Source organism: Peribacillus sp. FSL E2-0159, from assembly GCF_038643155.1.
GTDB lineage: Bacteria > Bacillota > Bacilli > Bacillales > DSM-1321 > Peribacillus > Peribacillus simplex.
Genome location: NZ_CP152053.1, coordinates 2603166 through 2626024, shown reverse-complemented (window position 1 = coordinate 2626024; position 22859 = coordinate 2603166). Strand labels below are relative to the sequence as shown.

19 protein-coding genes are annotated in these 22859 nt (G+C 41.6%); all 19 read right to left on the bottom strand.

The genetic code is table 11. The annotated features are described in order from the left end of the window. Positions 1 to 233: 233 nt before the first annotated feature. The 19 genes from nagE to NYE63_RS12805 all read right to left on the bottom strand — a co-directional run bounded on the left by nagE (position 234) and on the right by NYE63_RS12805 (position 22830). Positions 234 to 1709: an N-acetylglucosamine-specific PTS transporter subunit IIBC gene (gene nagE / locus NYE63_RS12895; protein WP_342605440.1), complete on the bottom strand. Its 1476-nt coding sequence runs from the start codon at positions 1707 to 1709 to the stop codon at positions 234 to 236. Between the two features lie 190 nt (positions 1710 to 1899). Continuing rightward, a complete protein-coding gene (locus tag NYE63_RS12890; protein ID WP_342605749.1) occupies positions 1900 to 3129 on the bottom strand; it encodes a DUF1343 domain-containing protein in 1230 nt (409 codons plus the stop codon). Positions 3130 to 3151: 22 nt separating this feature from the next. After that, positions 3152 to 5092, bottom strand: a complete 1941-nt coding sequence (locus tag NYE63_RS12885; RefSeq protein ID WP_342605439.1) for a glycoside hydrolase family 3 N-terminal domain-containing protein — start codon at positions 5090 to 5092, stop codon at positions 3152 to 3154. Between the two features lie 211 nt (positions 5093 to 5303). Next, positions 5304 to 6314 carry a MupG family TIM beta-alpha barrel fold protein gene (locus NYE63_RS12880; protein WP_342605438.1) on the bottom strand — a complete coding sequence of 337 codons (1011 nt, stop codon included), beginning with the start codon at positions 6312 to 6314 and terminating at the stop codon, positions 5304 to 5306. Further along, positions 6311 to 7681, bottom strand: coding sequence for a PTS transporter subunit EIIC (locus NYE63_RS12875; RefSeq protein ID WP_342605437.1), 1371 nt, complete (start codon positions 7679 to 7681; stop codon positions 6311 to 6313). Before NYE63_RS12875 ends, NYE63_RS12880 begins: the two co-directional genes overlap by 4 nt. 32 nt (positions 7682 to 7713) lie before the next feature. Further along, a complete protein-coding gene (locus tag NYE63_RS12870) occupies positions 7714 to 8571 on the bottom strand; it encodes a MurR/RpiR family transcriptional regulator (RefSeq protein ID WP_342605436.1) in 858 nt (285 codons plus the stop codon). 11 nt (positions 8572 to 8582) lie between these two features. Then, positions 8583 to 9491, bottom strand: coding sequence for an N-acetylmuramic acid 6-phosphate etherase (gene murQ, locus NYE63_RS12865; protein ID WP_342605748.1), 909 nt, complete (start codon positions 9489 to 9491; stop codon positions 8583 to 8585). Between the two features lie 389 nt (positions 9492 to 9880). Then, complete coding sequence (locus NYE63_RS12860; RefSeq protein WP_342605435.1) at positions 9881 to 11062, bottom strand: ABC transporter substrate-binding protein; 1182 nt, start codon at positions 11060 to 11062, stop codon at positions 9881 to 9883. Positions 11063 to 11084: 22 nt separating this feature from the next. Continuing rightward, positions 11085 to 11792: an ABC transporter ATP-binding protein gene (locus tag NYE63_RS12855; protein ID WP_342605434.1), complete on the bottom strand. Its 708-nt coding sequence runs from the start codon at positions 11790 to 11792 to the stop codon at positions 11085 to 11087. Further along, positions 11785 to 12549 carry an ABC transporter ATP-binding protein gene (locus tag NYE63_RS12850; protein ID WP_342605433.1) on the bottom strand — a complete coding sequence of 255 codons (765 nt, stop codon included), beginning with the start codon at positions 12547 to 12549 and terminating at the stop codon, positions 11785 to 11787. The genes NYE63_RS12855 and NYE63_RS12850 overlap by 8 nt, the downstream gene beginning before the upstream one ends. 2 nt (positions 12550 to 12551) lie before the next feature. Further along, positions 12552 to 13520 (bottom strand): branched-chain amino acid ABC transporter permease, encoded by a 969-nt coding sequence (locus tag NYE63_RS12845; protein WP_342605747.1) that lies wholly within the window; start codon positions 13518 to 13520, stop codon positions 12552 to 12554. Positions 13521 to 13548: 28 nt separating this feature from the next. Then, positions 13549 to 14412, bottom strand: coding sequence for a branched-chain amino acid ABC transporter permease (locus NYE63_RS12840; RefSeq protein WP_063233567.1), 864 nt, complete (start codon positions 14410 to 14412; stop codon positions 13549 to 13551). A 713-nt stretch (positions 14413 to 15125) separates the two neighbouring features. Beyond that, positions 15126 to 16823 carry a sigma 54-interacting transcriptional regulator gene (locus tag NYE63_RS12835; RefSeq protein ID WP_342605432.1) on the bottom strand — a complete coding sequence of 566 codons (1698 nt, stop codon included), beginning with the start codon at positions 16821 to 16823 and terminating at the stop codon, positions 15126 to 15128. Between the two features lie 358 nt (positions 16824 to 17181). After that, a complete protein-coding gene (locus tag NYE63_RS12830) occupies positions 17182 to 17583 on the bottom strand; it encodes a MaoC/PaaZ C-terminal domain-containing protein (RefSeq protein ID WP_063233564.1) in 402 nt (133 codons plus the stop codon). Beyond that, positions 17580 to 18032 (bottom strand): MaoC family dehydratase N-terminal domain-containing protein, encoded by a 453-nt coding sequence (locus NYE63_RS12825; protein WP_342605431.1) that lies wholly within the window; start codon positions 18030 to 18032, stop codon positions 17580 to 17582. Before NYE63_RS12825 ends, NYE63_RS12830 begins: the two co-directional genes overlap by 4 nt. An 18-nt stretch (positions 18033 to 18050) precedes the next feature. After that, positions 18051 to 18815: an SDR family NAD(P)-dependent oxidoreductase gene (locus NYE63_RS12820; RefSeq protein ID WP_342605430.1), complete on the bottom strand. Its 765-nt coding sequence runs from the start codon at positions 18813 to 18815 to the stop codon at positions 18051 to 18053. Between the two features lie 20 nt (positions 18816 to 18835). After that, positions 18836 to 20011 carry an acyl-CoA dehydrogenase family protein gene (locus tag NYE63_RS12815; RefSeq protein ID WP_342605429.1) on the bottom strand — a complete coding sequence of 392 codons (1176 nt, stop codon included), beginning with the start codon at positions 20009 to 20011 and terminating at the stop codon, positions 18836 to 18838. A gap of 26 nt (positions 20012 to 20037) precedes the next feature. Further along, positions 20038 to 21189 carry an acyl-CoA dehydrogenase family protein gene (locus tag NYE63_RS12810; RefSeq protein ID WP_342605428.1) on the bottom strand — a complete coding sequence of 384 codons (1152 nt, stop codon included), beginning with the start codon at positions 21187 to 21189 and terminating at the stop codon, positions 20038 to 20040. A gap of 39 nt (positions 21190 to 21228) precedes the next feature. After that, the gene (locus NYE63_RS12805; protein ID WP_342605427.1) at positions 21229 to 22830 is read right to left on the bottom strand and encodes a long-chain fatty acid--CoA ligase; all 1602 of its coding nucleotides are present in this window, start codon (positions 22828 to 22830) and stop codon (positions 21229 to 21231) included. Positions 22831 to 22859 lie beyond the last annotated feature (29 nt).

Genomic DNA, 22859 nt, shown 5'->3' with positions numbered 1-22859 from the left:
CATTACTAATTCTCCATGCTTCATGGCAAATCCTTCATTCAATACCCTTATATATTATAGAACATTGATTCGTTTTATTCTATTTTAAGAGCAGAGTTTATAAAGATAAATCTTTTGCGCGTTTAAAATCAATACTTTATCATAAAAATCTCTACGATCAGAAAATATAATTCTGATCGTAGAATTTTAGTGTATTAGTTGCATTAAAAAGGCAAAATGCAGTTTATCCAGACCTATTGCCGCCGGATCTTTTCAATTTCATCAGCTATGAATTGTACCTGTGTCCCTACAATAACTTGAATACTTTGGGGACCCACGATATTGATTCCAGCAACCCCTGTTGATTTGATTTTATTCTGATCGACAGCTCCCATATTCTCCACCTCAACCCTTAATCGGGTAACGCAGTTATCTACAGATGTTACGTTAGCGTCTCCGCCTAATCCCTCATAAATAGCGGAAGCCATTCCAAAGAATTTACTCTCATTATTCCCGCCTTGTGTGTTGTCTGCTTCCGAAATCGCTCCTCCACCATCAAGTTCATCTTCTGTATCATCTTCTCTGCCGGGAGTCATTAAATTGAACCTTGTTATTAAGAATCGGAATAAGAAATAGTAGATGACAGCAAAAGCCAGTCCTTGAAGAAGTAGCATATAAGGTTCATTTGCCAATGGCAATCTTGAACTTAAAACAAAGTCAATGAATCCTGCACTAAAACCAAACCCTGCTGTCCATTGGAAAGTCGCAGCAATAGCTAACGATATTCCTGTTAATAAGGCATGCACAACAAATAGAGCTGGTGCAACAAACATGAAAGCAAACTCCAACGGTTCAGTAACGCCTGTGAAAAATGAAGCGAAACCGGCTGCGAGCATTAATGAGGCCACTTGTTTTTTCTTCCGTGATTTTGCAGAATGGTACATGGCAAGAGCCGCAGCCGGTAAACCGAACATCATGACGGGAAAGAATCCGGCTTGATACATGCCTGTGGTTCCTTTTATTCCTGTTCCAGCCCAGAATTTACCGATATCGTTAAGTCCTATTACATCGAACCAGAATACAGAGTTTAACGCATGATGTAGTCCTGTTGGTATCAAAAGCCGATTGAAGAATCCATAGAGTCCTGCTCCAACAGCACCTAATTCACTTATTCCTTCCCCAAATATAACTAACCAGGAGTAGATGAGTGGCCATACGAAGAATAATATAAGAGAAACCAGTAACATGACAACCGCAGTAAGAATCGGAACAAGGCGTTTACCGCTAAAGAAAGCGAATGCATCCGGCAGTTCGACCTTACTGAACCGATTATACATTGCTGCAGCTATAAGACCCGAGAGGATTCCGACAAATGCATTTTCTATTTTCTCAAATGCCGGATTTACATCTTTTGCATCAATTCCCTGCAGCATCGCTACCGAGTCCGTGGAAAGCAATGTCGTTACGACTAGATAGGCTACCAGCCCGCTCAAAGCGGCGGCTCCATCTTTACCTTTCGACATCCCCAACGCCACTCCAACAGCAAACAAGATAGCCATATTGTCAATGATCGAAGAACCTGCTTTTATTAAGAAAGCTGCTAACGGACTTCCCGCTCCCCATCCTGCTGGATCTATCCAATAACCGATCCCCATTAAAATGGCGGCTGCCGGCAATACGGCTACTGGCAGCATCAAGGAACGTCCAATTTTTTGAAGATATTTTTTCATTCCGCTTTCCTCCTGACAATTACTGATTTAGGGCAAACCCCATATTCTATTAGACAACGGTTCCTTCCATTTTAGAACTTCATTTCATTTATAAATTTGGCTATATTCAGGAATAAAGTCTTAGCGATTTTCTCCTCCTTCGAAAGTTCATAAAAAAAAGAAAAGTCCATCCGGACTTTTCTTTTTTCACTTATTTATAGAGTAGGTAATTTTTGCGTACCTTTTTAAAAGAATCCTGCTTTACTTGATATTCTTTCATGATTTCATTTACAGATGAACCTTCTTCAATTCTTGACATTACCCAGCCATTTCCAATCAATAAATTGAAATTATTGGCTGCAAGGAATTCGAAATCACCAGGATATAGGTCCTGAATGGTCTTGATGATATGAAGTCCAGTTGGGACAGCCTTGAACTCCTCTCTATCCGTTATATAGATTTCCACTCCGTGGCTAAGTTTACCTGCATGTTTTGAAAATGTAGGGGTAAACGAGGCTGCCCTGAACTTTACACCAGGTAACCTTAATGCATTTAATTTCCCAGCAAGCTCATCACTGTTTATATAAGGAGCACCAATCAACTCGAATGGTTTAGTCGTTCCTCTGCCTTCCGAGACATTCGTTCCTTCGATCAAGCCTGTAGCTGGATAAACGAACGTAGTGGAAACTGTCGGCATATTCGGTGACGGCAAGACAAACGGGAGACCAGTATCGTCATAATCCATATCTCGCTTCCAGCCTTTCATCTTGATGACTCTTAGATCCGCACCGATTTTAAATTCCTTATTGAACAAAGTCGCGAGTTCCCCAACAGTCATCCCATGCTTAAGCGGTATTGGGTACAAACCAACAAACGATGAGAATTCAGGTTCAAGTACCGGCCCTTCTACCGACTCCCCGCCTTGTGGGTTTGGCCGGTCCAGCACGATAAAGGGAATATCATTTTCTTTGGCTGCTTCCATTGCATAAGCCATCGTGTAGATATAAGTGTAATAACGTGTTCCGACATCCTGGATATCAAAAACAAGGACCTCAACATCCTTTAACATTTCTGGCGTCGGTTTTTTCGTTTTGCCATATAAGCTATAAACGGGCAACCCTGTTTTTTCATCAATATAATATTCGACGCTTGCACCAGCTTGCGCATCTCCACGCACTCCATGTTCAGGACCGAATAACGCTGTCAAATTAATATCCGGGTCATCATTAAGTAGATCGACGATGCTGGTTAATTTTGAATCGATGCCAGTTGGATTCGTAATCAAGCCGACTTTCTTTCCGCTTAACACGTTCTTTTCATCTTTTAATAGAACTTCAATACCGGGACTGACCTTTTGTTTTTTCTTCTCTTTAACAGCGGTTACATTTTTTGAGGAAACGATTCCGAAAGTCAAAAGACAAATGGTAAATAGGATTATCATTCTTTTCAAATTGCTTCCCTCCCTATTTTTTAATGGGTCTTCCTGATTTAATATCTAATCCATATCCAAATTTATAAAGACTTTCATTGGGCTTAGTTACTGATGGTATATCGACCGGCAACGTGCCTTTTGGTTTTGATTCTCCAAAAATGGTCGAGATGCCTGCCGGGATATTTGGCTGTCTATAGCGCCCATTCGAATACCCTTTGAACCCGTAAACAGCAAGAACCGCTTTCGCTTCTTCAAAGTTTGCAACATCATAAGGGTTTCTTAAACTCATTAAAACAAATTCTTTATCTTTCTTCTTAGCATGATTCATGACTGCCCTAGGGAAGGCTGTTGCCCACTTCGATGAATCTTGAATGCTATCATCTATCACTCCATCATTGACAGCCGGATCGTTTTTGACAATATAGGATCCAGTTATGACAAAGTCCGTTTCATCAATGAGTCTGGCCACTTGATCTGTAAATGACTTTCCTGAAAAACTCATACCCGTTATTTGGACTTTCTTTATTTTCTTTTTATCAGCTAAATCACTGATGCTCCTGGACATGGATTCAACTTGGTCATCAAAAGGAGCAAGAATTAGAACTTTATCATTTTTCTTAGGTTTGAATGGCAATGTTTTGTCTTCATTTTTCAATAGAGTGATGGCATCTTCCGCGATTTTCTTTTCTTTTTTCAAATGATCTTCATTGCCGACTACTTGAAGCGCGGTTTCGATTTTTTTATCGATCGGAGTAACATCAGGGTTTAATATCCCACTTTTCCCCTTCAGTTCAAGTATCCTCGTTACAGATTGATTGACTTGACCTAGAGGAATTTCCCCGCTTTCCACTGCTTCCTTCACTGCATTGAATACAGAGGTTATATTCTTTTCCATTTGAAGCGAATTAATCTGTGCAGGCATCAATGCAATATCAACACCAGATTTCAAGGCAAGGACCACAGCTTCTTCCTGTCCGAAGTTGTCCGCTATTGCTTGCATATTCAAAGCATCTGTAACCACAACACCGTCAAAACCCATTTCTTCACGTAATAGACCCGTGATGACCTTATGTGACAACGTTGCAGGAACCATAATTTCTTGACCATCTTTTTTACTGATATACGTAGTGTCATCGAATGCAGGAAATTGAACATGTGCAGTCATCATCATATCAACTCCAGCATCGATGGCCCTTTGGAACGGAACCAACTCGATGGAACGCAAACGTTCTTTATCATGAGAAACAAGGGGGAGACCATAATGACTATCGACTGCTGTATCTCCGTGGCCTGGGAAATGCTTGGTCGTCGCTATCATGTTCTGATTTTGCAATCCTTTTATCGTCTGAATGCCAAGCTTTGATACAAGTTCCGGATCAGAACTGAAGGAACGAACGCCAATGACAGGATTTCCGGGATTATTATTGACATCGACAGACGGCCCGAAATTGACATTTATGCCAAGTGACGACAGTTCCTTGCCTATGATTTCTCCAGATTGATAAGCGTAACTCTCATTTCTGGCTGCACCAAGTGCCATATTACCAGGAAGGTTCGTTCCAGTTTGAAGGCGAGTTACGATTCCTCCTTCCTGATCAATCGTTATGAACAGAGGAAGGTTCGGGCTTGCCATCTGCAAACCCTCGGTGAGCCGAACCGTTTGTTCGGTATCGACTACATTCTCAGCAAACAGAATCACACCGCCAAGATGATATTTTTTGATGATGCTTGCAACTTCTGAGTTCATTTCAATAAACCCGGTCGCCTTCGCTTCTCCTTGTTTTTGCCAATTACGAAAATCCGGCATGAGCATTTGACCGACTTTTTCTTCGATTGTCATATTTTCCACGATCTCCTGAATATCCGATACTGTTTTTTCATTCTCTGATTCCTTTGCTGTCGCATTACCTCCCAGAATGGATAAAATCAAGAATACTGCGATTCCAGCAGGGGCACATATCCTTTTTATCATTTAGGCTTCCTCCCTTGTATACTTTTTAGTTCTGTTAGCAACAATTCCATACCCACTTCCATGAAGGGGTAAAAATGTATGGAAATGAACTATATAGATCCTATAAAGAAATCAAGGCAGCATTGGGAATCCCAGCAGCCGCCTCTTTTTACAAGCCTTCATGTAATATTTCCATTTATCCCTGTATAATTGATTCAATGAGCCTAATTGGTCATTCAATTATAAGTTTTATCGTTTGACCAGGCTTTAGAAGTGACAGCAAGGGAATATCTTCTTCTATAACTCGCCCTATCACATTAACTCGGTGATTTGCACCTAGGTCTCTCTTGCAAATTTGAACCTCTCCCCGATATCTTCCGTAAGCATCATTATCCATCGTTATGGATCCAAGGCTGCGTGCAATTGTATTACTCGGCTCAACATTTTCTGTAACCCTTGTATTCTGCAGCCGGAAAACATCTTGAGAAACATCTGGCCTCAATTTATACTGACCGCTTTGTAAGAGGTTGGATTCCATTCTGATAGTTAGAATATTTAGATTTTTATAAGCAGTCAGATTTTCAAGCAGATTATTCTCCGTTCCTTGATCTCCAACGTAAACTCCTTCCACATGCTGAAATAGCTCAATACCGGCAGCGTAAGGATTCATCAACCTGTGTTTTTCAAGCGTTGGAAGACCCACATGCAGAGGACCGCGTTTACTTCCTGCACCCGGGATGAAAGCAAAGATTGGTATGCTGTATTTCTTGAACATTCGATTTTGTTCATGAAAGAATTCTTCCTCAAGTCCCGTTTCAAGCCTTGGATAAAAGTTGTGCCAAGCTATCAACCTTTCCGGTTCCACACCGCCCCCAAGCACGGCTAAAAGTTCATCTTCATTTAACGTACTTGCATTTAGTGAGAGTGTAAACACCTTCGATAAAGATATGATCATTTCTTTATCGAACCCATCATCCAGGCGTATACCTTTAATACCTAATGGCCATAAATCCGTAAAATTGCTAATCCCCAAATGATCAAGCGTATTTAATGAGACATCTGCATGGATTTCCATTCCATAGGCCTCTGTAAGCTTTAAAAGCGTGATCATCCTCTTCACGAGATCACCCTTTTCTTCAGGAATATGAAGCGAGGTGAATGCTTTCTTCACTCCCAGGTTAGCAGCATGGATGATTTGTGACTCCGCATGCGGGTCTTGTAGATAAAAAGAGATTCCGATCACTTGAATTCAACCGCCATTTCATCTTTGAATCCAAACAAATACGTAAAAATAAATCCTGCTATATAGGAAATGAACAACCCAGCGAGGAACAGTCCGATTTGGTTTGGATGAACTAAAAAGGTAAGCGGCAGACCGGACACACCGATGGACGACGTTGCGATTCCGAATTGAGCTTGAAATGCTCCACCTACTCCTGCACCTAAACATGCAGTTAAGAAAGGCCGGCCTAATGGCAGGGTCACTCCAAATATAAGGGGTTCACCAATACCAAGCATCCCGGAAGGAAGGCCTCCTCCGATAGCTCTCTTCAAACTTGCTTTCTTCGTTTTCATATAGATGGCAAATGCCGCTCCCACTTGGCCCGCACCACCCATCGCCAAAATTGGAAGCAGTGGATCATCACCAATCGAATTGATCAATTCTAGATGGACAGGCGTTAAACCTTGATGTAAACCAGTAATGACGAGAGGGAGGAAGGCCGCACCAAGCACGAATCCAGCTACAACACCTCCGAAATCCAATACATTCAATAACCCAGTCGTAATGGCATCCGATAAAAACCCTCCTACCGGCATAAATACAATGTAAGTGACAATCCCGGTAATGAGTAAAGCGATGGTTGGCGTCAAAATGATATCCAGTGATTGAGGAATGAATTTCCTGACCTGTTTTTCCACCAATGCTATGAAAATAGCTGCAAAGAGGACTCCTATCAACCCACCGCGGCCAGGGAGCAAATTTTCACCGAACAATGAAATGTCGCCGACGGCCGGATTGATGACCAAGATACCCGCTACTGCACCAAGTGCAGGTGATCCGCCGTATTCCTTTGCCGCATTGGTCCCAACCAAAATCCCCAAATAGGCAAAGAGCCCTGACCCGATAACGGTTAAAATGATGGCTAATTGCGACTCTGCTGCAAGCCAACCCGCTTGAACGATTGCTTTTGTAATACCGGTAATCAAACCTGATGCCACTAAGGCGGGAATTAAAGGAATGAAAATACTTGCAATCCTGCGTAAAAAAAGTTTAAACGGTTTTGCGTTTTTCCTATCAATATCTGATTTATTCTTCGAAGCTACTTCTTTTAAGTTCAAATCGCCAGAAGATTCCTCCAGAAGCTTTTCAAATTCTGTATGAACCTTGTTCACCACGCCTGGCCCGAGGACGATTTGTATCGTTTCCTCTTCAATGACGCCAAAAACGCCTTCCGTATTTTTTATATCTTCCATTTTTACTTTTGAACGATCGATTGGCAATACCCTTAGTCTGGTCATACAATGTGCAGCATCGGCAACATTGGATGCCCCACCCAATTTCCCCATTAACTCTTCTGCTAAACTGGCGTACTTATCCCCCTTACCCATTCAAAAGCCCCCTTTGTCAAATCTCGTATTAATCATTTATATCGATCTGTCATCGATTTAATGGCAGACCTGGTGTTATCAATATATTGGACAGTCTCTTCATATTGCTCTGAAGCCATCCCCAAAAACAAAATATCAATCAAATATAATTGCGCCAATCGTGAGGATGTTGCTGCACTTCGAAACGGTGCTTCGTTCGAAAAGGATGTATACAGTGTGGCATCACACAAAGAAGATACCGTTGTTTGACCATAATGAGTCAGCCCGATTGTTTTTACCCCACGTTCTTTTGCCAGCTTCAGTATATTGACAACTTCTGGTGTTTCCCCGGAGAATGAAATGGCAAAAACGATGTCATTTTCATCTGCATTTGCAATCAGGGTTGCAACTAAATGCATATCTGTAAAAGCCGTTGCCCCTTTATTGATGCGAAGTAATTTTTGCTGAGCATCCGCAGCAACTATATTCGAAGCACCCACACCGCAAAAGTGGACGGTTTTAGCATTCAGCATCAGCCTTATTGCATGTTTGAGATTATCGTGATCAATTATTTCAGATGTGTCCCGGATGGTCTGAATCGAATTACTCGTTGTTTTTTCCACAATCCGATACAGTGATTCGGACGGCTCGATATCCCGGTAGCCCTGTTCGACGGTCTTCATCAAATCTCCAGCAATCCTTATTTTCAGGTCTTGAAAACCTTTTATTCCAAGCGATTTACACAACCTAATAACAGCAGCCCCGCTTGTTTGGGCAGACGTACTTAATTCCTGTACAGTGCTGTTCACAACTTCATGAGGATTCTGAAGAATATATTCTGCTAGTTTTTGTTCCGATTGCGGTAGCTTGCTCAACATCGTCTGTATGATGGATAATCCTCCTGTAGCCATTGCTTCCCTCCTTAATCTTCATAGATCGAGATGGCTTTTCTGACATCTCCATCCGCATTTTCCAGTAACTCCATTGCTTTTTCATAATCTGTTGCCGTTTTTAGCATGACAATCGCTGGTTTCACTTGATTATTTGCCTTACCAAGCGTATTCAAAGCTTGATCATAGTCAGCATTCGTTACAGTTTCTATGATGCTAATTGCACGGTCCTTCAGTTTTTGATTACTGACATTTACATCAACCATCAGATTTTCATAGACTTTTCCCAACCGGATCATGGTTGCCGTTGAGATCATATTGAGTACCATTTTATGTGCGGTTGCCGCTTTCATTCTCGTGGATCCTGTTAACACTTCCGGTCCGACCACCACTTCAATCCCTATATCAGCTGCTTCCGTGATGCTCGCGTTTTTATTGCATGATAAAGCCACAGCTTTAGCCCCAACTTTTCTTGCATAACGTAAAGCGCCCCTCACATAAGGGGTGCGGCCGCTTGCCGCAATGCCTATTACCGTATCATTTGCTGTAAGGTCCACGTCAATTAAATCAAATTCCCCATACTCTTCTTTATCCTCTGCTCCTTCAACAGCCCTAACAAACGCCTTTTCCCCTCCTGCGATTATTCCCAGCACCCTATCAGGTGGTGTGCTGAAAGTCGGGGGACATTCCACTGCATCCAGAACACCGAGTCTTCCGCTCGTTCCTGCTCCGATGTATATGAGTCTCCCTCCTTTTTTTAACGATTCGCAAGCCCATTCAACTACCGTTTCAATCTCTGGCAATACCTCCTGAACTGCTGCTGCCACTTTAAAATCTTCCCTATTGATTGCAGAAATGATTTCTATCGTATTTACACTGTCGATATTCATCGTCTTTTCGTTCCGTAATTCAGTCGTTAATGAACGCAAATGTTCTTCCATAGACAATTAAATCCTCCTATATCAATCACTTAAATATAATTTCATTTTTTAGTAGAAATTAATGAAATTATATTTCATATTATATTCAATGATAGCGTTTTCATTACTCGGATACAAGATATTTTTGTAAGATTTGTTAATTAGCATTTTTCTTTCCTTAAAACCCCAATGCCGAAATTAAATTAAATTTACATCCATAGCTGCTTTCTGCGTGTGCCAATATTTTACCCATAGGAGCCTACTATTTTTGGTGTAGATTTTTTTAAACAATAAAAAACGTGTATCGTCACCTATGATTAGGAACGATACACGAACAAGTAATTTATCAAAATGCTAAACTAGTATATTACGCCACACCACACCCGGAACACCTGCAACCCTTTACCCAGTTAACGGACAGGGACTACTTTCCCGTCTTCTACTGCACCGACGACAATAGTTGATGCAAATCCTCCATTTTCATCAATCGAGGGAATATCGTATATTTTTTGGTCTGGCCCTATATTTGAAAGTCCATCTTGCATATGTTTACGGATGGCCTTGGCATCATCAACGCTGCCTGCAGATTTCATCGCTTCCACAAACGCATACATGGCGATATAATTCAAACCTACTTCGGAGCTTGGATCTTCCTTATAGTTTTTTTGATATTTCTCAACGAAAGCAGGCACTGCTTCTTCATCTGAGTCCATCAGTGGCAGAACGCCAATCGAGCCTTCCAATGTTTCATATGACCCTGCAATCGGCTTCATTTGATCCAGCTTTGCTTGATCCATGATGATGAAACCGCCTTTAAATCCTAGCTCCCGAGCTTGCTTCGCTACTTTTGCCGTAGGTTCCGAAGCACCACCGATAAATAGCACATCAGGATCTTTTTTCAAGGCATTTGTGACAATCGTAAAGAAATCGGTTTCTTTGGCGAAATCAATCGAGGAATTATAAACGACTTTTCCGCCTTGCTTTTTCCAATGTGGGAGCACCGCTTCCGTCCAGTCTTTACCGTATTGCGAAGATGTTGGCAAAGCGGCAATTTTCTTCCCGAAATGTTCCATTGCATATGTTGTAAAAGGTTCGATATACCCCTCGTAATTCGGTGGAATTCGAACGGTTAATGAATTTCCGCTCTCGGTCACTGCCGGTTCACTCGTATATGCACCAATGATGAATTCCTCTTGTTCATTAAAAACCTGAAGTGCCAGCACACCTCCGCTATGGGGAGTGAAAATGATCGGCGTATCATATTCCTGAATTAATCGTTTAGCATTCGACCCTGTTTCATTAGGTAAGTATTTATCATCCAACGATACTAAATTCAGCGTGTAATTCTTACCATCTACTTCAAACCCACCAGCATCGTTAATTTCATTGACGGCCATTTCGACACCATTCAATGTCCGTTTCCCATATAACGCTGCTGCCCCACTTAAAGGACCGCTAAAACCGATGTTAACGACATTTTCACTTTTTCCTTTACTGCCACTGCTTGACACAGGGCTCTCCCCTTTATTGCACCCGGTCAAGACAGTGATGATTAGCAGGAGAAAGACAAATAATACTTTCAGTTTTTTCATAAAAATCCCCCATTCAATTTTTTCAGGCCCCAATATACGCTTTCCTTACTTCATCATTGGCTAATAACTCACTTGCTGTCCCTTGAACGACAATTTCCCCATTTTCAAAAACATATCCTTTATCTGCAATGCTGAGGGCAGCATTCGCGTTTTGTTCAGCAAGCAGGACAGTGATACCTTCGCGGTTTATTTCTTCAATAACTTGAAACATTTGTTCGACAATGAGTGGAGCGAGTCCCACCGAAGGCTCATCAAGCATCAACAATTTCGGTTTTGACATCAAAGCCCTTCCAATTGCGAGCATTTGCTGTTGGCCACCGCTCAGGCTTCCCGCTTCATCATGATGCTTTTCCTTTAAAATCGGGAATAAGTGATAGACGTATTCCAAGGAATCCTTGATCTCCGCTTTCTTCTTTCGATGCACATAAGCACCCATCCTCAGATTTTCCTGGACGGTCATCTGTGGAAACAATTTACGTCCTTCGGCACACTGAACTATTCCCTCCTGAACATTCTTATCCGGGGCACGGCCCCCTATGGGCATGCCCAGAAAATGAATTTCCCCCTTGGACAGCTTACTGATTCCGCTTATGGAACGAAAAGTTGTGCTTTTTCCTGCCCCATTAGCTCCTAACAATACAACGATTTCTCCCTTGGCAACTTCGATATTCACATGTTTTATCGCAGTGAAACTCCCATAATTTACTGCGACATTGGTTAACTTAAGCACTGGCACTACCTCCCAAATAGGCTTTAATCACGGCTTCATTTCCGCGGATTTCCTTAGGTGTGCCCTCGGCAATTTTTTCTCCGTAATTAAGGACCATGATATGATCCGCCAAGTTCATGATCATATGCATTTTGTGTTCGATTAAACAAACGGTCAGTCCCGATCGATTTAATTTTTTAATCAGTTCTGTCAAGCCTTCCGTTTCATCCGGGTTGATTCCTGCAGCAGGTTCATCAAGAAAGATAATTTCCGGTTCCGTCGCAAGGGCAAGGGCAATGGCTGTCCGTTTCTTTTCCTCCTGCGAGATGCTGGAGACCATTCTGTCAGCCGATTCCGTCAATCCAACTATTTCAAGCACCTCCATCGCCTTATCCCTGCATGCCGCTTCCTCCCGTTTTAAACGTTTTGTCCTTAGAATGGCATCCACCAAATTGGATTTGGTTCGCAGTCTATGTCCAACAATGACATTATCCAACACGGTCGATTGATCAAAAAGGCTTGTCGTTTGAAAGGTTCTTGAAATTCCAAGCCCCGCTATTTCATTGGCAGGCAGCTTGGTGATATCAATCCCTTTAAAAAGGACCGTCCCTGAAGTTGGTCGATGAAAGCCACTGATCAAGTTGAAGAAAGTGGATTTCCCTGCGCCATTTGGTCCGATAATTGCATTGATTCTACCTTTTTCAATCGTAAAATCCACATTATTGACTGCCGCCAATCCACCAAACCGCTTTGTCAAATTCTTTGTTTCGATAAGCAAATTCATCCCTCCTCCGCTTTTATGTGCATTTCATTTCTCACCCCGGACAGCTCATTATCTTTTCGCTTTCTTTGCCAATCAAAGAAGGCCCCTGCGATTCCTCGCGGATAAAAGATGATGATCACCGTAAGCAATGGTCCGAATATCAACATTCGGTATTCTTGAAGGAATTGCAGATTCTGCGAAAGGATTACTAACAGTAATGTTCCTACCAACGGACCTGAAAGTGTCCCGATTCCTCCAACCAATAAATACATCAATAGATCAAACATTATGGCAGTTGATCCGATATCAGGTCCAATGAAACGTATGAATGACGCATACAAGGCACCTGCCAGACCTGCAAAGAATGTAGATAGGACAAATGCTGTTAACTTATTCTTCATTGTGGATATACCTATCGTTTGTGCAAGGTCCTCGCTGTTCCTGATGGCCATATACGTCCTGCCGGTCAATGAGCGGATAATTCGATACACGATTAAAATCACTGCAAGCAGGAAAATGAGAACTAGATAATATTGGGATGCTGCCGTATCGAATGTAATCGGGCCTATATTCCCAGGAGCAGGGATACCGATCAATCCCCTAACCCCCTCTGTAAGACCCTCCCATTTATCGATGACCAGATATATGATGTACCCCACACATAGCGTATAAATCGCGAAAAAGTGTTCCTTTGTCCTCAGCGCGATCAATCCGATTAAAAACCCAATTGCACATGTAATTAAACATGCACATACAAGTGCCAGCCAAAAGTTCATTCCCGCTTTTACCGTCAGCAGCCCAAGTGAATATGCTCCAATTGCAAAAAATCCGGCATGTGCAAGCGAGAGATATCCAGTATACCCTGATAATAAATTGATTCCATAAACAGCTATCGCCCAGATGAACGAAAGTGTCAGCATATGGAGATAATAGTCGTTTTGCGCGATAAAGGGGAATGAAAAAGCAAAGATGATAAGAGCAATAATCGCATTTCTTTTCGTTAATATCCTCACGCTACCTCTCCCCCTTGGCAAAAAGACCTGTTGGTTTCACTGTTAATATTACGACTAAAAGAATGAATGCAATGATGTCTTTATAATCATTTGAAATATAAGTCGCGCCCAGGCTCTCACTGAAACCTAGGATATATCCGCCTACGATCGCCCCCGGAATGCTCCCCATCCCGCCCAATATGATAATGACGAATGCTTTTAGGATGACTAAATGCCCCATGCCGGGAAAAACAAGGTTAATCGGTGATGCAAGGGATGAAGCGATGGCTGCTAATCCACCCGATATCATGAAGGTAAGCATTGCTACTTTATTAATGTTGATTCCCACTAATGACGCACCTTCACGGCTTTGAGACATCGCTATTATCGTTGAACCGGTATAAGTTTTCTTTAGGAAAAGGTAAAGTAAAACCATCACTGCGATAGCTGACACGATGATCAATAATCGCTGAAGTGTGAACGTCAGGCCCATGATATTGACCACTTGGCCGTATGGAGAAGTCATTGTATGGAAGTCGGCACCCCAGACAAATTGGGCAAAAGCTTCAAGAAAAAGGAGAATTCCGATTGCGGCGATCTTATCATGCAATGGAGGTGCCTCCCTTAACAGGCGGAACACGAAACGCTCCAAAAGGACTCCCAACAAACCAACAACGATAATGGATACGAACATGGCAATCCAGTAATTGACCCCATATAATGTCATCATTGACAACGTGATATATCCACCCAACATATATAGGGCACCGTGGGCAAAGTTCGGGATATGCAAAATTCCATATACTAGCGTCAATCCCAGGGCAACAAGACTATATACGCTGCCAATCGTCAAACCATTAAAAAGCTGCTGGATCAAAATTTCCATTTACTTCCTCCTTGAAAATTATTGAATTTCACTTTGCTTTTCTTTCACTGTCCTACAATCCTGTCCATATTTGAAACTGCGATGAAAAACACTTTCAATTATTTCCTCACAGGCTCAACCTCTCGGGAGGAACAGTAATTTAGTCGATCAATTAAATAGGAACTGTTTGTTTTATGTCCCTATATTCCCCTCACAGAGATAGCAAAGGAGGAGCTGATAAACCCTCGGTTTGTTGTTAGCGCTTTCATTTCAATGACCACTTAATTCAATTGGATATCATCATAGTTTCATTGACTCTACTTAAGGATTAAGTCGTGTGTTGACAAGCATATGCTGTTTTTAGGGATAGCCAATGATTCATCTTCTCTTTATAACGGTTTACCTATGGTAATCTTCTGGTTCGTTCACCCCTTTCACCTCGCACCTTCTATAGGAGATTTATTCCGTAGATTAATTTCCTGTTTATAAATGCAAGTGCCGTGCCAAACATCAAATCACCGTTAATAAGGCTATTCACCCGTCTGTGAATTCATTATTGAATTATAAAAAACAAAAGCATCGGTTCCATACGGGATGTCCTTCATTCACTATTGACTGAAAAAATCATTTCTGAATTAATAAAGAATTTGATTTAACATAAAGTTACAATGGACTAATAAAGACATAAGCAAAAGTAAGGGGATTACCAATAAACGGTAATCCCCCTATCTTACCTATTCTTTTCCACTGACCTTTAATCGATATTTTTTAAGTTTCCTCACTATTGTTGCCTGACTGGAATCAAGGGCCTCTGCGATTTCATATGTAGTGTGGTAGGTTTGAGCCGCTTTCGTCAAGATTTCCTTTTCGGCTCTTTCCACTGCTTCTTTTAAAGTTTGGGTAGCATTGAGGTTCGGCTGATTCCGATTTTCCGGCTGATATTCTTCCGGCAGGTCATTAATCGATAATATTTGATTATCCGTCAGCACGACGAGCCTTTCCACTATATTAATCAATTCACGGACATTTCCTGGCCAATCATGTTGATAAAAATATTCCTTTAACCTCGAATCTATTTCTTTTGAAAATTTATATTGTTCATTTGCCTTTGTTAAAAATAAGTCAGTCAATGCCAAGATATCCTCTCTTCTTTCCCTTAGAGGAGGAATCGTAATCGGAATGACATTCAGCCTATAAAATAGGTCTTCACGAAAATCACCAGATTTGACCATTTCCGATAGATTTCGGTTCGTGGCTGCTATTATGCGAACATCGATTTTCTTTGGCTTTGTACCTCCGATTCTTTGAATCTCCCTTTCCTGAAGGGCCCGAAGCAGCTTCACTTGAAGTTGCAGGGGAAGCTCACCGACTTCATCCAAGAATAAGATACCACTCTCTGCCAGCTCAAACATCCCTGGTTTGCCTTTTTGATTGGCTCCGGTAAATGCCCCTCCTTCATATCCAAAGAGCTCGGATTCCAATAAATCAGCGGGAATTGCCCCACAATTTATTTTGATGAAATCTCCTTTTTTAGATCGGATGCTCCGGTTATAAATATTGCGGGCAAGGACATCCTTTCCAACACCCGTTTCTCCCAGAATAAGTACGGTCGCATCAATATCCGATATTCTTTCAGCAATCTCATAAATCATTTTCATTTTATCACTGACAAATACGACTCCATCCTTACTTGTTATCTTACGCAGTTTTTCAATTTCCTGCTTATATTGATTATTCAGTTCATTAACTTTCGTCAACTCATGCATCAGTTCATTTAAATCAGATAAATCCCTAATATTCGTAACGACTTGCTCTATTTCTCCTTCTGCATTAAAAACGGGACTTCCAGTAATCAATGTTTCCTTTCCAGCAAAATTATCCTGTACGACTGATACCGTTCGTCTCAGCTTCACTACCTTATGTGTCACCGAAGCATTCAGGATGCCTCGTTTAATCAATTGGTCCACCGATTTGCCGATATAATACTCTTTTGGAATTCCAGTGATCCGTTCAATTGCCGAATTGGTATAAAGCGTGATTCCATTTTGATCGGTGATGTATATCCCATCATAGGAATTTTCGATAATGGCATCCAGTGCGCGATTCAATTTATCCGTTTCATGAGCATCAATCAATAACTCATCCAAAAATTGTGTTTCACTGCCTATATATAGAATATTGTCAGTATCCATTTGTTTCATTAATAAAAATAAATACCGTTTATCATGCAGCCTTGCAGCTGCAAGCCTTTTATTATCGAGAAATTGCCACTCATCGAAATGTTCGGTTAGTGTATTATTACCATCCTGACTTAACAATTGATTAAAATAGTTGCCCCAATCCTTTATCCGATTTGCAGAATCCACGACTAGTGCAGGAAAGGTACACTCTTTGAGCAAATTAATCTGAGAATCCTGTTTCACTTGATTCATTACTATTCACCGCCGCAAAAAGAATTCTTTTTAAGTACAATTCTGGATAAATTTCGAAAATCCTTTAAAATTGTCGAATTTCGCTCCTAAAAAAAGTAGTGATGAAATAATTTTCATCACTACAGACTTTAGACAAATTAAAAGAAAATCAGTTTGCATACAGTTTTTTTCCTTAAAAAATTCGAGTTGATTTCAGAAATCCTCTCCCTTTCCGCGGACTTTCTGCCAAGCCGCATCAAAGCAAGCGTCTGTGGGGTCTTGGCTAGCCAGTTATACGTCGCGAATTTCTTCAATCTAGTGAGGGTTTCATAGAACAGTAAAAAAACTTGTTTTAAATTCATGGTTCGGGATGAGACCATCAGTAAGTCTTAAAAATAACCTCTCCACTGATCGCTTCCTTACCTGACTGGTTAGTGGCCGCTACATTGAAAAAATATCTATTCCCAGTTTTTTCTTTTAGATCCGCTTGAAGAGTTATGACATCATTCAAGAAAACCATACCTTTGAAACGAATCTTGTATTCTTCGATAAATCCAATTTCATAAAGATTACTGAAAAGCTTTGCGAGGTTTCCCATCGTCCACATTCCATGTGCAATGATACCGGGAAGACCAGCATTTTTTGCTTCCTCATCAATCGTATGAATGGGATTGAAATCACCTGATGCGCCGGCATATTTTATGAGGTCCAATCGCGTTACAGGTGCAAGCTCGATTGAATGTAACGAGTCACCAATATGAAGTTCGGTTAATGTCGTCACTTACTCATCACCATCCTTCTGATCGTTTCATTTATAATGACAAGCTGTTCAGCAGTGAAGACAATTTCCCCATTTGCATCCGCCCCATAATTTTTAAAAGCTAGAAATCCCATTTCCCCTTGTTTCCCTTTTTTCTCATAATAGTCTTTCACTTCCGTATAACAGGTGATTTCTTCCCCTACCTTCAGCGGCCTGTTATAGCGATATATCTGCTCACCGTGAATCAACCCTTTATTCGGGAGATTTAAGCTTTCAATCGTCCCAAAATCAAAGACCCTTGGGAAAGTTGGTGGAGCGATATTCGTTCCGAACCTTGATTGCCTGCCTATTTCTTCATCAAGGAAAATCGGGTGGGGATCACCAATAGATAATGCGAATTTTTTAACGGCTCCCCGTTCAACTATATTTTTAACGGGGGTGGATCGTTTTCCAATACTTTCGTTGAACATAACATCCCGCCTTTTCCCTTAATTTTTTGGACCGCCCGCAACATATAAAACCTGCCCACTAATGAATGAGGAAGCTTCATCGGCAAAGAATGCAACAGCATGAGCAATATCACTTGGCAAACCGCTTCTGGCAACAGGAATACTATTTGCCCTATCCTGGATGAATTGCTCAAAACTCACTCCTACCCGCCTAGCTGTTTCTTTCGTCATTTCGGTTTCGATAAAACCTGGTGCGACCGAATTAGCCGTTATCCCATATTTTCCAAGTTCAATCGCTAGTGTTTTTGTTAACCCTTGAAGCCCAGCTTTAGCAGCTGAATAATTAGCCTGACCGCGGTTCCCGAGAGCCGAAGTGGATGATATATTGATGATTCTTCCGTATTTATTTGCCACCATATGCTTCTGGGCGGCACGTACTGCATTGAAAGTACCTTTTAAATGCACATCCATTACCGTCTGCCAATCTGAATCGGTCATTTTAAAAAGTAGATTATCTCGGATGACCCCAGCATTATTCACGAGAATATCGAGCGATCCGAATGTGTCGGCTATTTCTTTTATGGATGCTTCCACCTCTTCGGAATTGACCACATTCGCCACTTTGGTGAAAATGGTATAACCCTTATCCCTTAATTCATTTCCAGTTGATGTCAAAACCTCTTCGTTGATATCGATAATCGCTACGTTTGCGCCTTCACTGGCAAATAGTTCGACGATCGCCCGGCCAATCCCTCTGCTTCCACCTGTAACTAAAGCCGTTTTCCCTAAAAATCTCCCTGTCATAATCGTTTCCTCCTAATCTATTATAAGAATTGTCCTAATTTAACATGCCCCTTAATCAAATTTCGGGAAATGATCATACGCTGTATTTCATCCGTACCATCATAAATCCTCCAAAGCCTAGCCTCGCGGTACCAACGTTCGATGGGAAGCTCCTTCGTATAGCCCATGCCACCGTGTATCTGCAATACGCGATCAACGACCCGATTCCCCATATTGGCTCCAAAGAGTTTAGCCATTGAAGCTAAATGGCGATTGTCTTCTCCATTATCAAGTGTAAATGCCGCATTCAATACAAGCCATCTTGCAGCTTCGATCTCTACAGCCGAATCCGCTATCTGCCATTGAATGGCCTGGCGCTCAGCGATCGGTTTACCGAATGTGACTCGTTCTTTAGCGTATTCTATAGCCATTTGCAGCAATCTTTCTGCAGAACCGACAGCGCGTGCACCCACGATCCATCTTGCAAAACCAATCCATTCCAATCCTAGTTTGTAACCGCCATGCACTTCCCCTAATATGTTTTCTTCGGGTACCCGGACATTATCAAAAACTAAACCGGCCGGTCCCCATTCTCCCATCGTATTGATATACTCTGATCTCCAGCCCATATCACGGTCTACAATGAAACAGGTTACCCCTTCCGTTCCGGTTGCTTGATGACGTTCTTTGTCGGTTACAGCAATGACCATGACGAAATCGGCATCATTTCCTCCTGTAATGAAAGTTTTTTCACCGTTAAGCACCCATTCGTTCCCTTCTTTTACTGCCGTCATTTTAATATTTCGCGTATCGGACCCAGCCCCCGGCTCCGTCATGGCAAAACAGGACTTTTTCTCACCATTAATCGTAGGGATCAGATATTTCTGTTTCTGTTCTTCATTTGCATAATAAAGTATGTTATCAGCCGAACCTCCAAAACTGAATGGTACAAACGTTTTTGATACTTCCATCAAGACAATTGCCATCATAAGCTGCCCTAAGTCTGCCCCGCCAAATTCCTCCGGAGTATTGATGCCCCAAAACCCAGCATTTTTTGCTTTTTCCTGTAAATCTTTCAATGTACCCTCTGGCAAACTAGGTTTTCCTGCCATTTCATTGCGAAGCACTTCATTTTCTAAAGGTATCAATTCATTTTCCACGAATTTGCGTATTGTTTTTTGTACCATTTTTTGTTCATCTGATAGTCGTAAATCCATTTTAATCCCTCCGCTTTCCAATTAGACTAGTTTTGATATTTTCTCTTCAATTGTCCGGTAATGATATTTTTTTGGATTTCGGACGTGCCTTCATATATTCTAGTGATTCTGGCATCCCGATAGAAACGTTCAACTGGATAATCCTTCATGTATCCCATCCCGCCATGAATCTGAACTGCCTTATCAGCGACACGATTATATACTTCCGAACCATACAACTTAAGCATTGCCGCTTCTTTAATGATTTTTTCTTTCTGATCGACCATCCATGCAACCCGGTATGTGAATGAGCGAAGTGCTTCTATTTCCATTGCCATCTCAGCAATCATATGGGATACGGCTTGATGATCAATGATCGGGACATTGAATTGTTCACGTTCTGTTGCATATTTAGTAGATAGATCGAGCAGGTATTGACAGGACCCCAAATTACGTGCAGCAAGGCCTGCCCGGCCATTTGCAAGGATCTTCAATGCATTTACATACCCTTGGCCGACGTCCCCCAGTACATTTTCAGCCGGAACTTCGCAATCTTCAAATACCAATTCGGCCGAATGTGAGCCTCGAAGACCCATCTTCCTTTCCATGCTACCAACTCTAAAACCCGGAAAATCCTTTTCTACTATGAATGAGGTGATTCCTTTTGCCCCTTTATCTTTGTCCGTTACGGCCATAACTGTAAAAATATCTGCTACATCTGCATTGGTTATATAATGCTTAGTCCCATTTAAAATATATTTATCGCCATTTTTGACAGCGGTCATTTTGAGATTCGTAGCATGGGATCCAGCTGCAGGCTCAGTTAAAGCAAAAGCGCCAATTCTATTACCGCTTGCCATATCTGGTAGATACTTTTCCTTTTGCATTTCATTGCCCATTTCAACTATCCCTACCGTCCCTATACCGGTGTGGGCCCCTATCAGAGTGGTATATCCATTATGTGTTTTGCCTATTTCCTCATATAAAGCACATTTTCCCACCATCCCAATTCCGAGCCCTCCATACCTTTCCGGGATACTAAGCCCGAATAGCCCGATTTCCTTCGATAAATTTATAATGGATTCTGGGATATGATCTTCATCCTCTATCTGCATGGAAAATGGATCGATTTGCTCTTCGATAAACTGGCGTATATTTTCTTTTAATAGCAGGATGTCTTCATCTAAGCGAAAGTCCATTTGCATTCCCCTTTATCTGCGAATTAGTTGTTAACGCTTTCATATTTTATCCGAATAAGCGATATGTTTTTCTTGAAGTTTGCGTTTTAGGATTTTACCGACCGCCGTCTTCGGAAATTCACTTTCAAATGTGATTGCTTTTGGGACTTTAAATGCAGCGAGCTGCTTTCGGCAATAATCCTTCAATTCGTTTTCAGTTATCCTTTCACTTGGTTTTAGAACTACCGCTGCATGTACCGTTTCACCGCGATATTGATCGGGAACGCCAAAGACGGCAGCTTCCAGAACCTTAGGATGGCTGTATAGAATATCTTCAATTTCAATTGGATAAATATTGAATCCACCTGCGATGATCATCTCTTTCTTCCGTCCCACAATGTAAAAGAAGCCATCTTCATCCATCTTGGCAATATCACCAGTATGCAGCCATCCGTTTTGAATCGTCTGCTGCGTCTCTTCAGGCATGCCCCAATAACCTTTCATTACCTGTGGTCCCTTTATGACCAATTCACCTGGTGTATCAACCAAGAGGGCTGGCTCTCCTGTAATACTGTCAATTATGGCGGCATCAGTATTTTGTATAGGAATCCCGATACTTCCTGGTTTTTGCAGGCCGCTAACTGGATTCCGGTGCGTGACTGGTGACGCCTCGGACAGGCCATAGCCCTCTGCAATCTTTGTTCCACTCAATTCGTTAAACCTTGACAATACATTCAATGGCAATGGTGACGAACCCGAAACGCAAGATTTCAATATATGCAAATCAAATGGATGGGACTGGTAATATTGTAATAAAGCAATATACATCGTCGGGACCCCCGGAAAAATAGTCGGTTTAATATTTTTGATTAAATCGACTATCTCCGTCACCTCAAACCGGGATACAAGAATTAATTCCCCTCCATTATAAAACGTCAGGTTCATCCCTGAAGTCATGCCGTAAACATGAAATAATGGGGAAACGCCAAGTACCCTTTCCTTCCCCTTTTGAGTATTGATTCTTGAAGTGGCTGCACTTTGCAGCGTATTGGCTACGATATTACGATGGGTTAGCATCGCCCCTTTAGAACGTCCTGTCGTTCCTCCTGTATATTGGAGGACTGCAACATCTTCGGCAGGTTCAATCTCCACTGTGTAATCCGCCTCTGTTACTGATAGTAGCTTTTTTGTCATTTCACATTTGCCCTTTTCCAGCGACACGCTTAACACCTTTTCAACATCGGTTTCAGCTATAACGGCTTCAACTATTGGCAATAAATCGTCGAGCACAATGATGTACCTTGCACCTGAATCTTTCAGGACATGTATTAATTCATTCGCCTTATACATTGGATTGATTTGGACAACAATGGCTCCATTCAAAAGAGTTCCAAAAAACCCAATTGGATATTGGGGACAATTAGGAAGCATAAGAGCCACACGATCTCCCTTTCTAATACCTTCATCAGCAAGCAAGCAGGCACATCTTTTCACTAACTTCCCCAGCTCTGAATATGTATACCTTTTCTTCATGAACGTAACCGCTGTTTTATCCGAATATTGTTCGACTGATTGATAAAATAATTCTGTCAAAGACATTTCAGGAATATCAATCTCTATTGGATTTCCTTTCGGGATATGCTTTTTCCAAGGTCTATCCATTGGTCCTCCCCTTTCTTCATTCAAAAAAA

What these genes read in the sequence shown, in the direction of transcription:
- NYE63_RS12890 (WP_342605749.1), bottom strand. Translation starts at nt 3,129, where the DNA reads ATGATAATCCTATTTACCATTTGTCTTTTGACTTTCGGAATCGTTTCC.
- NYE63_RS12810 (WP_342605428.1), bottom strand. Translation starts at nt 21,189, where the DNA reads ATGGACTTTCGCTTAGATGAAGACATCCTGCTATTAAAAGAAAATATA.
- NYE63_RS12870 (WP_342605436.1), bottom strand. Translation starts at nt 8,571, where the DNA reads ATGGCTACAGGAGGATTATCCATCATACAGACGATGTTGAGCAAGCTA.
- NYE63_RS12860 (WP_342605435.1), bottom strand. Translation starts at nt 11,062, where the DNA reads ATGAAAAAACTGAAAGTATTATTTGTCTTTCTCCTGCTAATCATCACT.
- NYE63_RS12825 (WP_342605431.1), bottom strand. Translation starts at nt 18,032, where the DNA reads ATGTTCAACGAAAGTATTGGAAAACGATCCACCCCCGTTAAAAATATA.
- nagE (WP_342605440.1), bottom strand. Translation starts at nt 1,709, where the DNA reads ATGAAAAAATATCTTCAAAAAATTGGACGTTCCTTGATGCTGCCAGTA.
- NYE63_RS12835 (WP_342605432.1), bottom strand. Translation starts at nt 16,823, where the DNA reads ATGAATCAAGTGAAACAGGATTCTCAGATTAATTTGCTCAAAGAGTGT.
- NYE63_RS12875 (WP_342605437.1), bottom strand. Translation starts at nt 7,681, where the DNA reads ATGGGTAAGGGGGATAAGTACGCCAGTTTAGCAGAAGAGTTAATGGGG.
- NYE63_RS12820 (WP_342605430.1), bottom strand. Translation starts at nt 18,815, where the DNA reads ATGACAGGGAGATTTTTAGGGAAAACGGCTTTAGTTACAGGTGGAAGC.
- NYE63_RS12805 (WP_342605427.1), bottom strand. Translation starts at nt 22,830, where the DNA reads ATGGATAGACCTTGGAAAAAGCATATCCCGAAAGGAAATCCAATAGAG.
- murQ (WP_342605748.1), bottom strand. Translation starts at nt 9,491, where the DNA reads ATGGAAGAACATTTGCGTTCATTAACGACTGAATTACGGAACGAAAAG.
- NYE63_RS12815 (WP_342605429.1), bottom strand. Translation starts at nt 20,011, where the DNA reads ATGGATTTACGACTATCAGATGAACAAAAAATGGTACAAAAAACAATA.
- NYE63_RS12885 (WP_342605439.1), bottom strand. Translation starts at nt 5,092, where the DNA reads ATGATAAAAAGGATATGTGCCCCTGCTGGAATCGCAGTATTCTTGATT.
- NYE63_RS12840 (WP_063233567.1), bottom strand. Translation starts at nt 14,412, where the DNA reads ATGGAAATTTTGATCCAGCAGCTTTTTAATGGTTTGACGATTGGCAGC.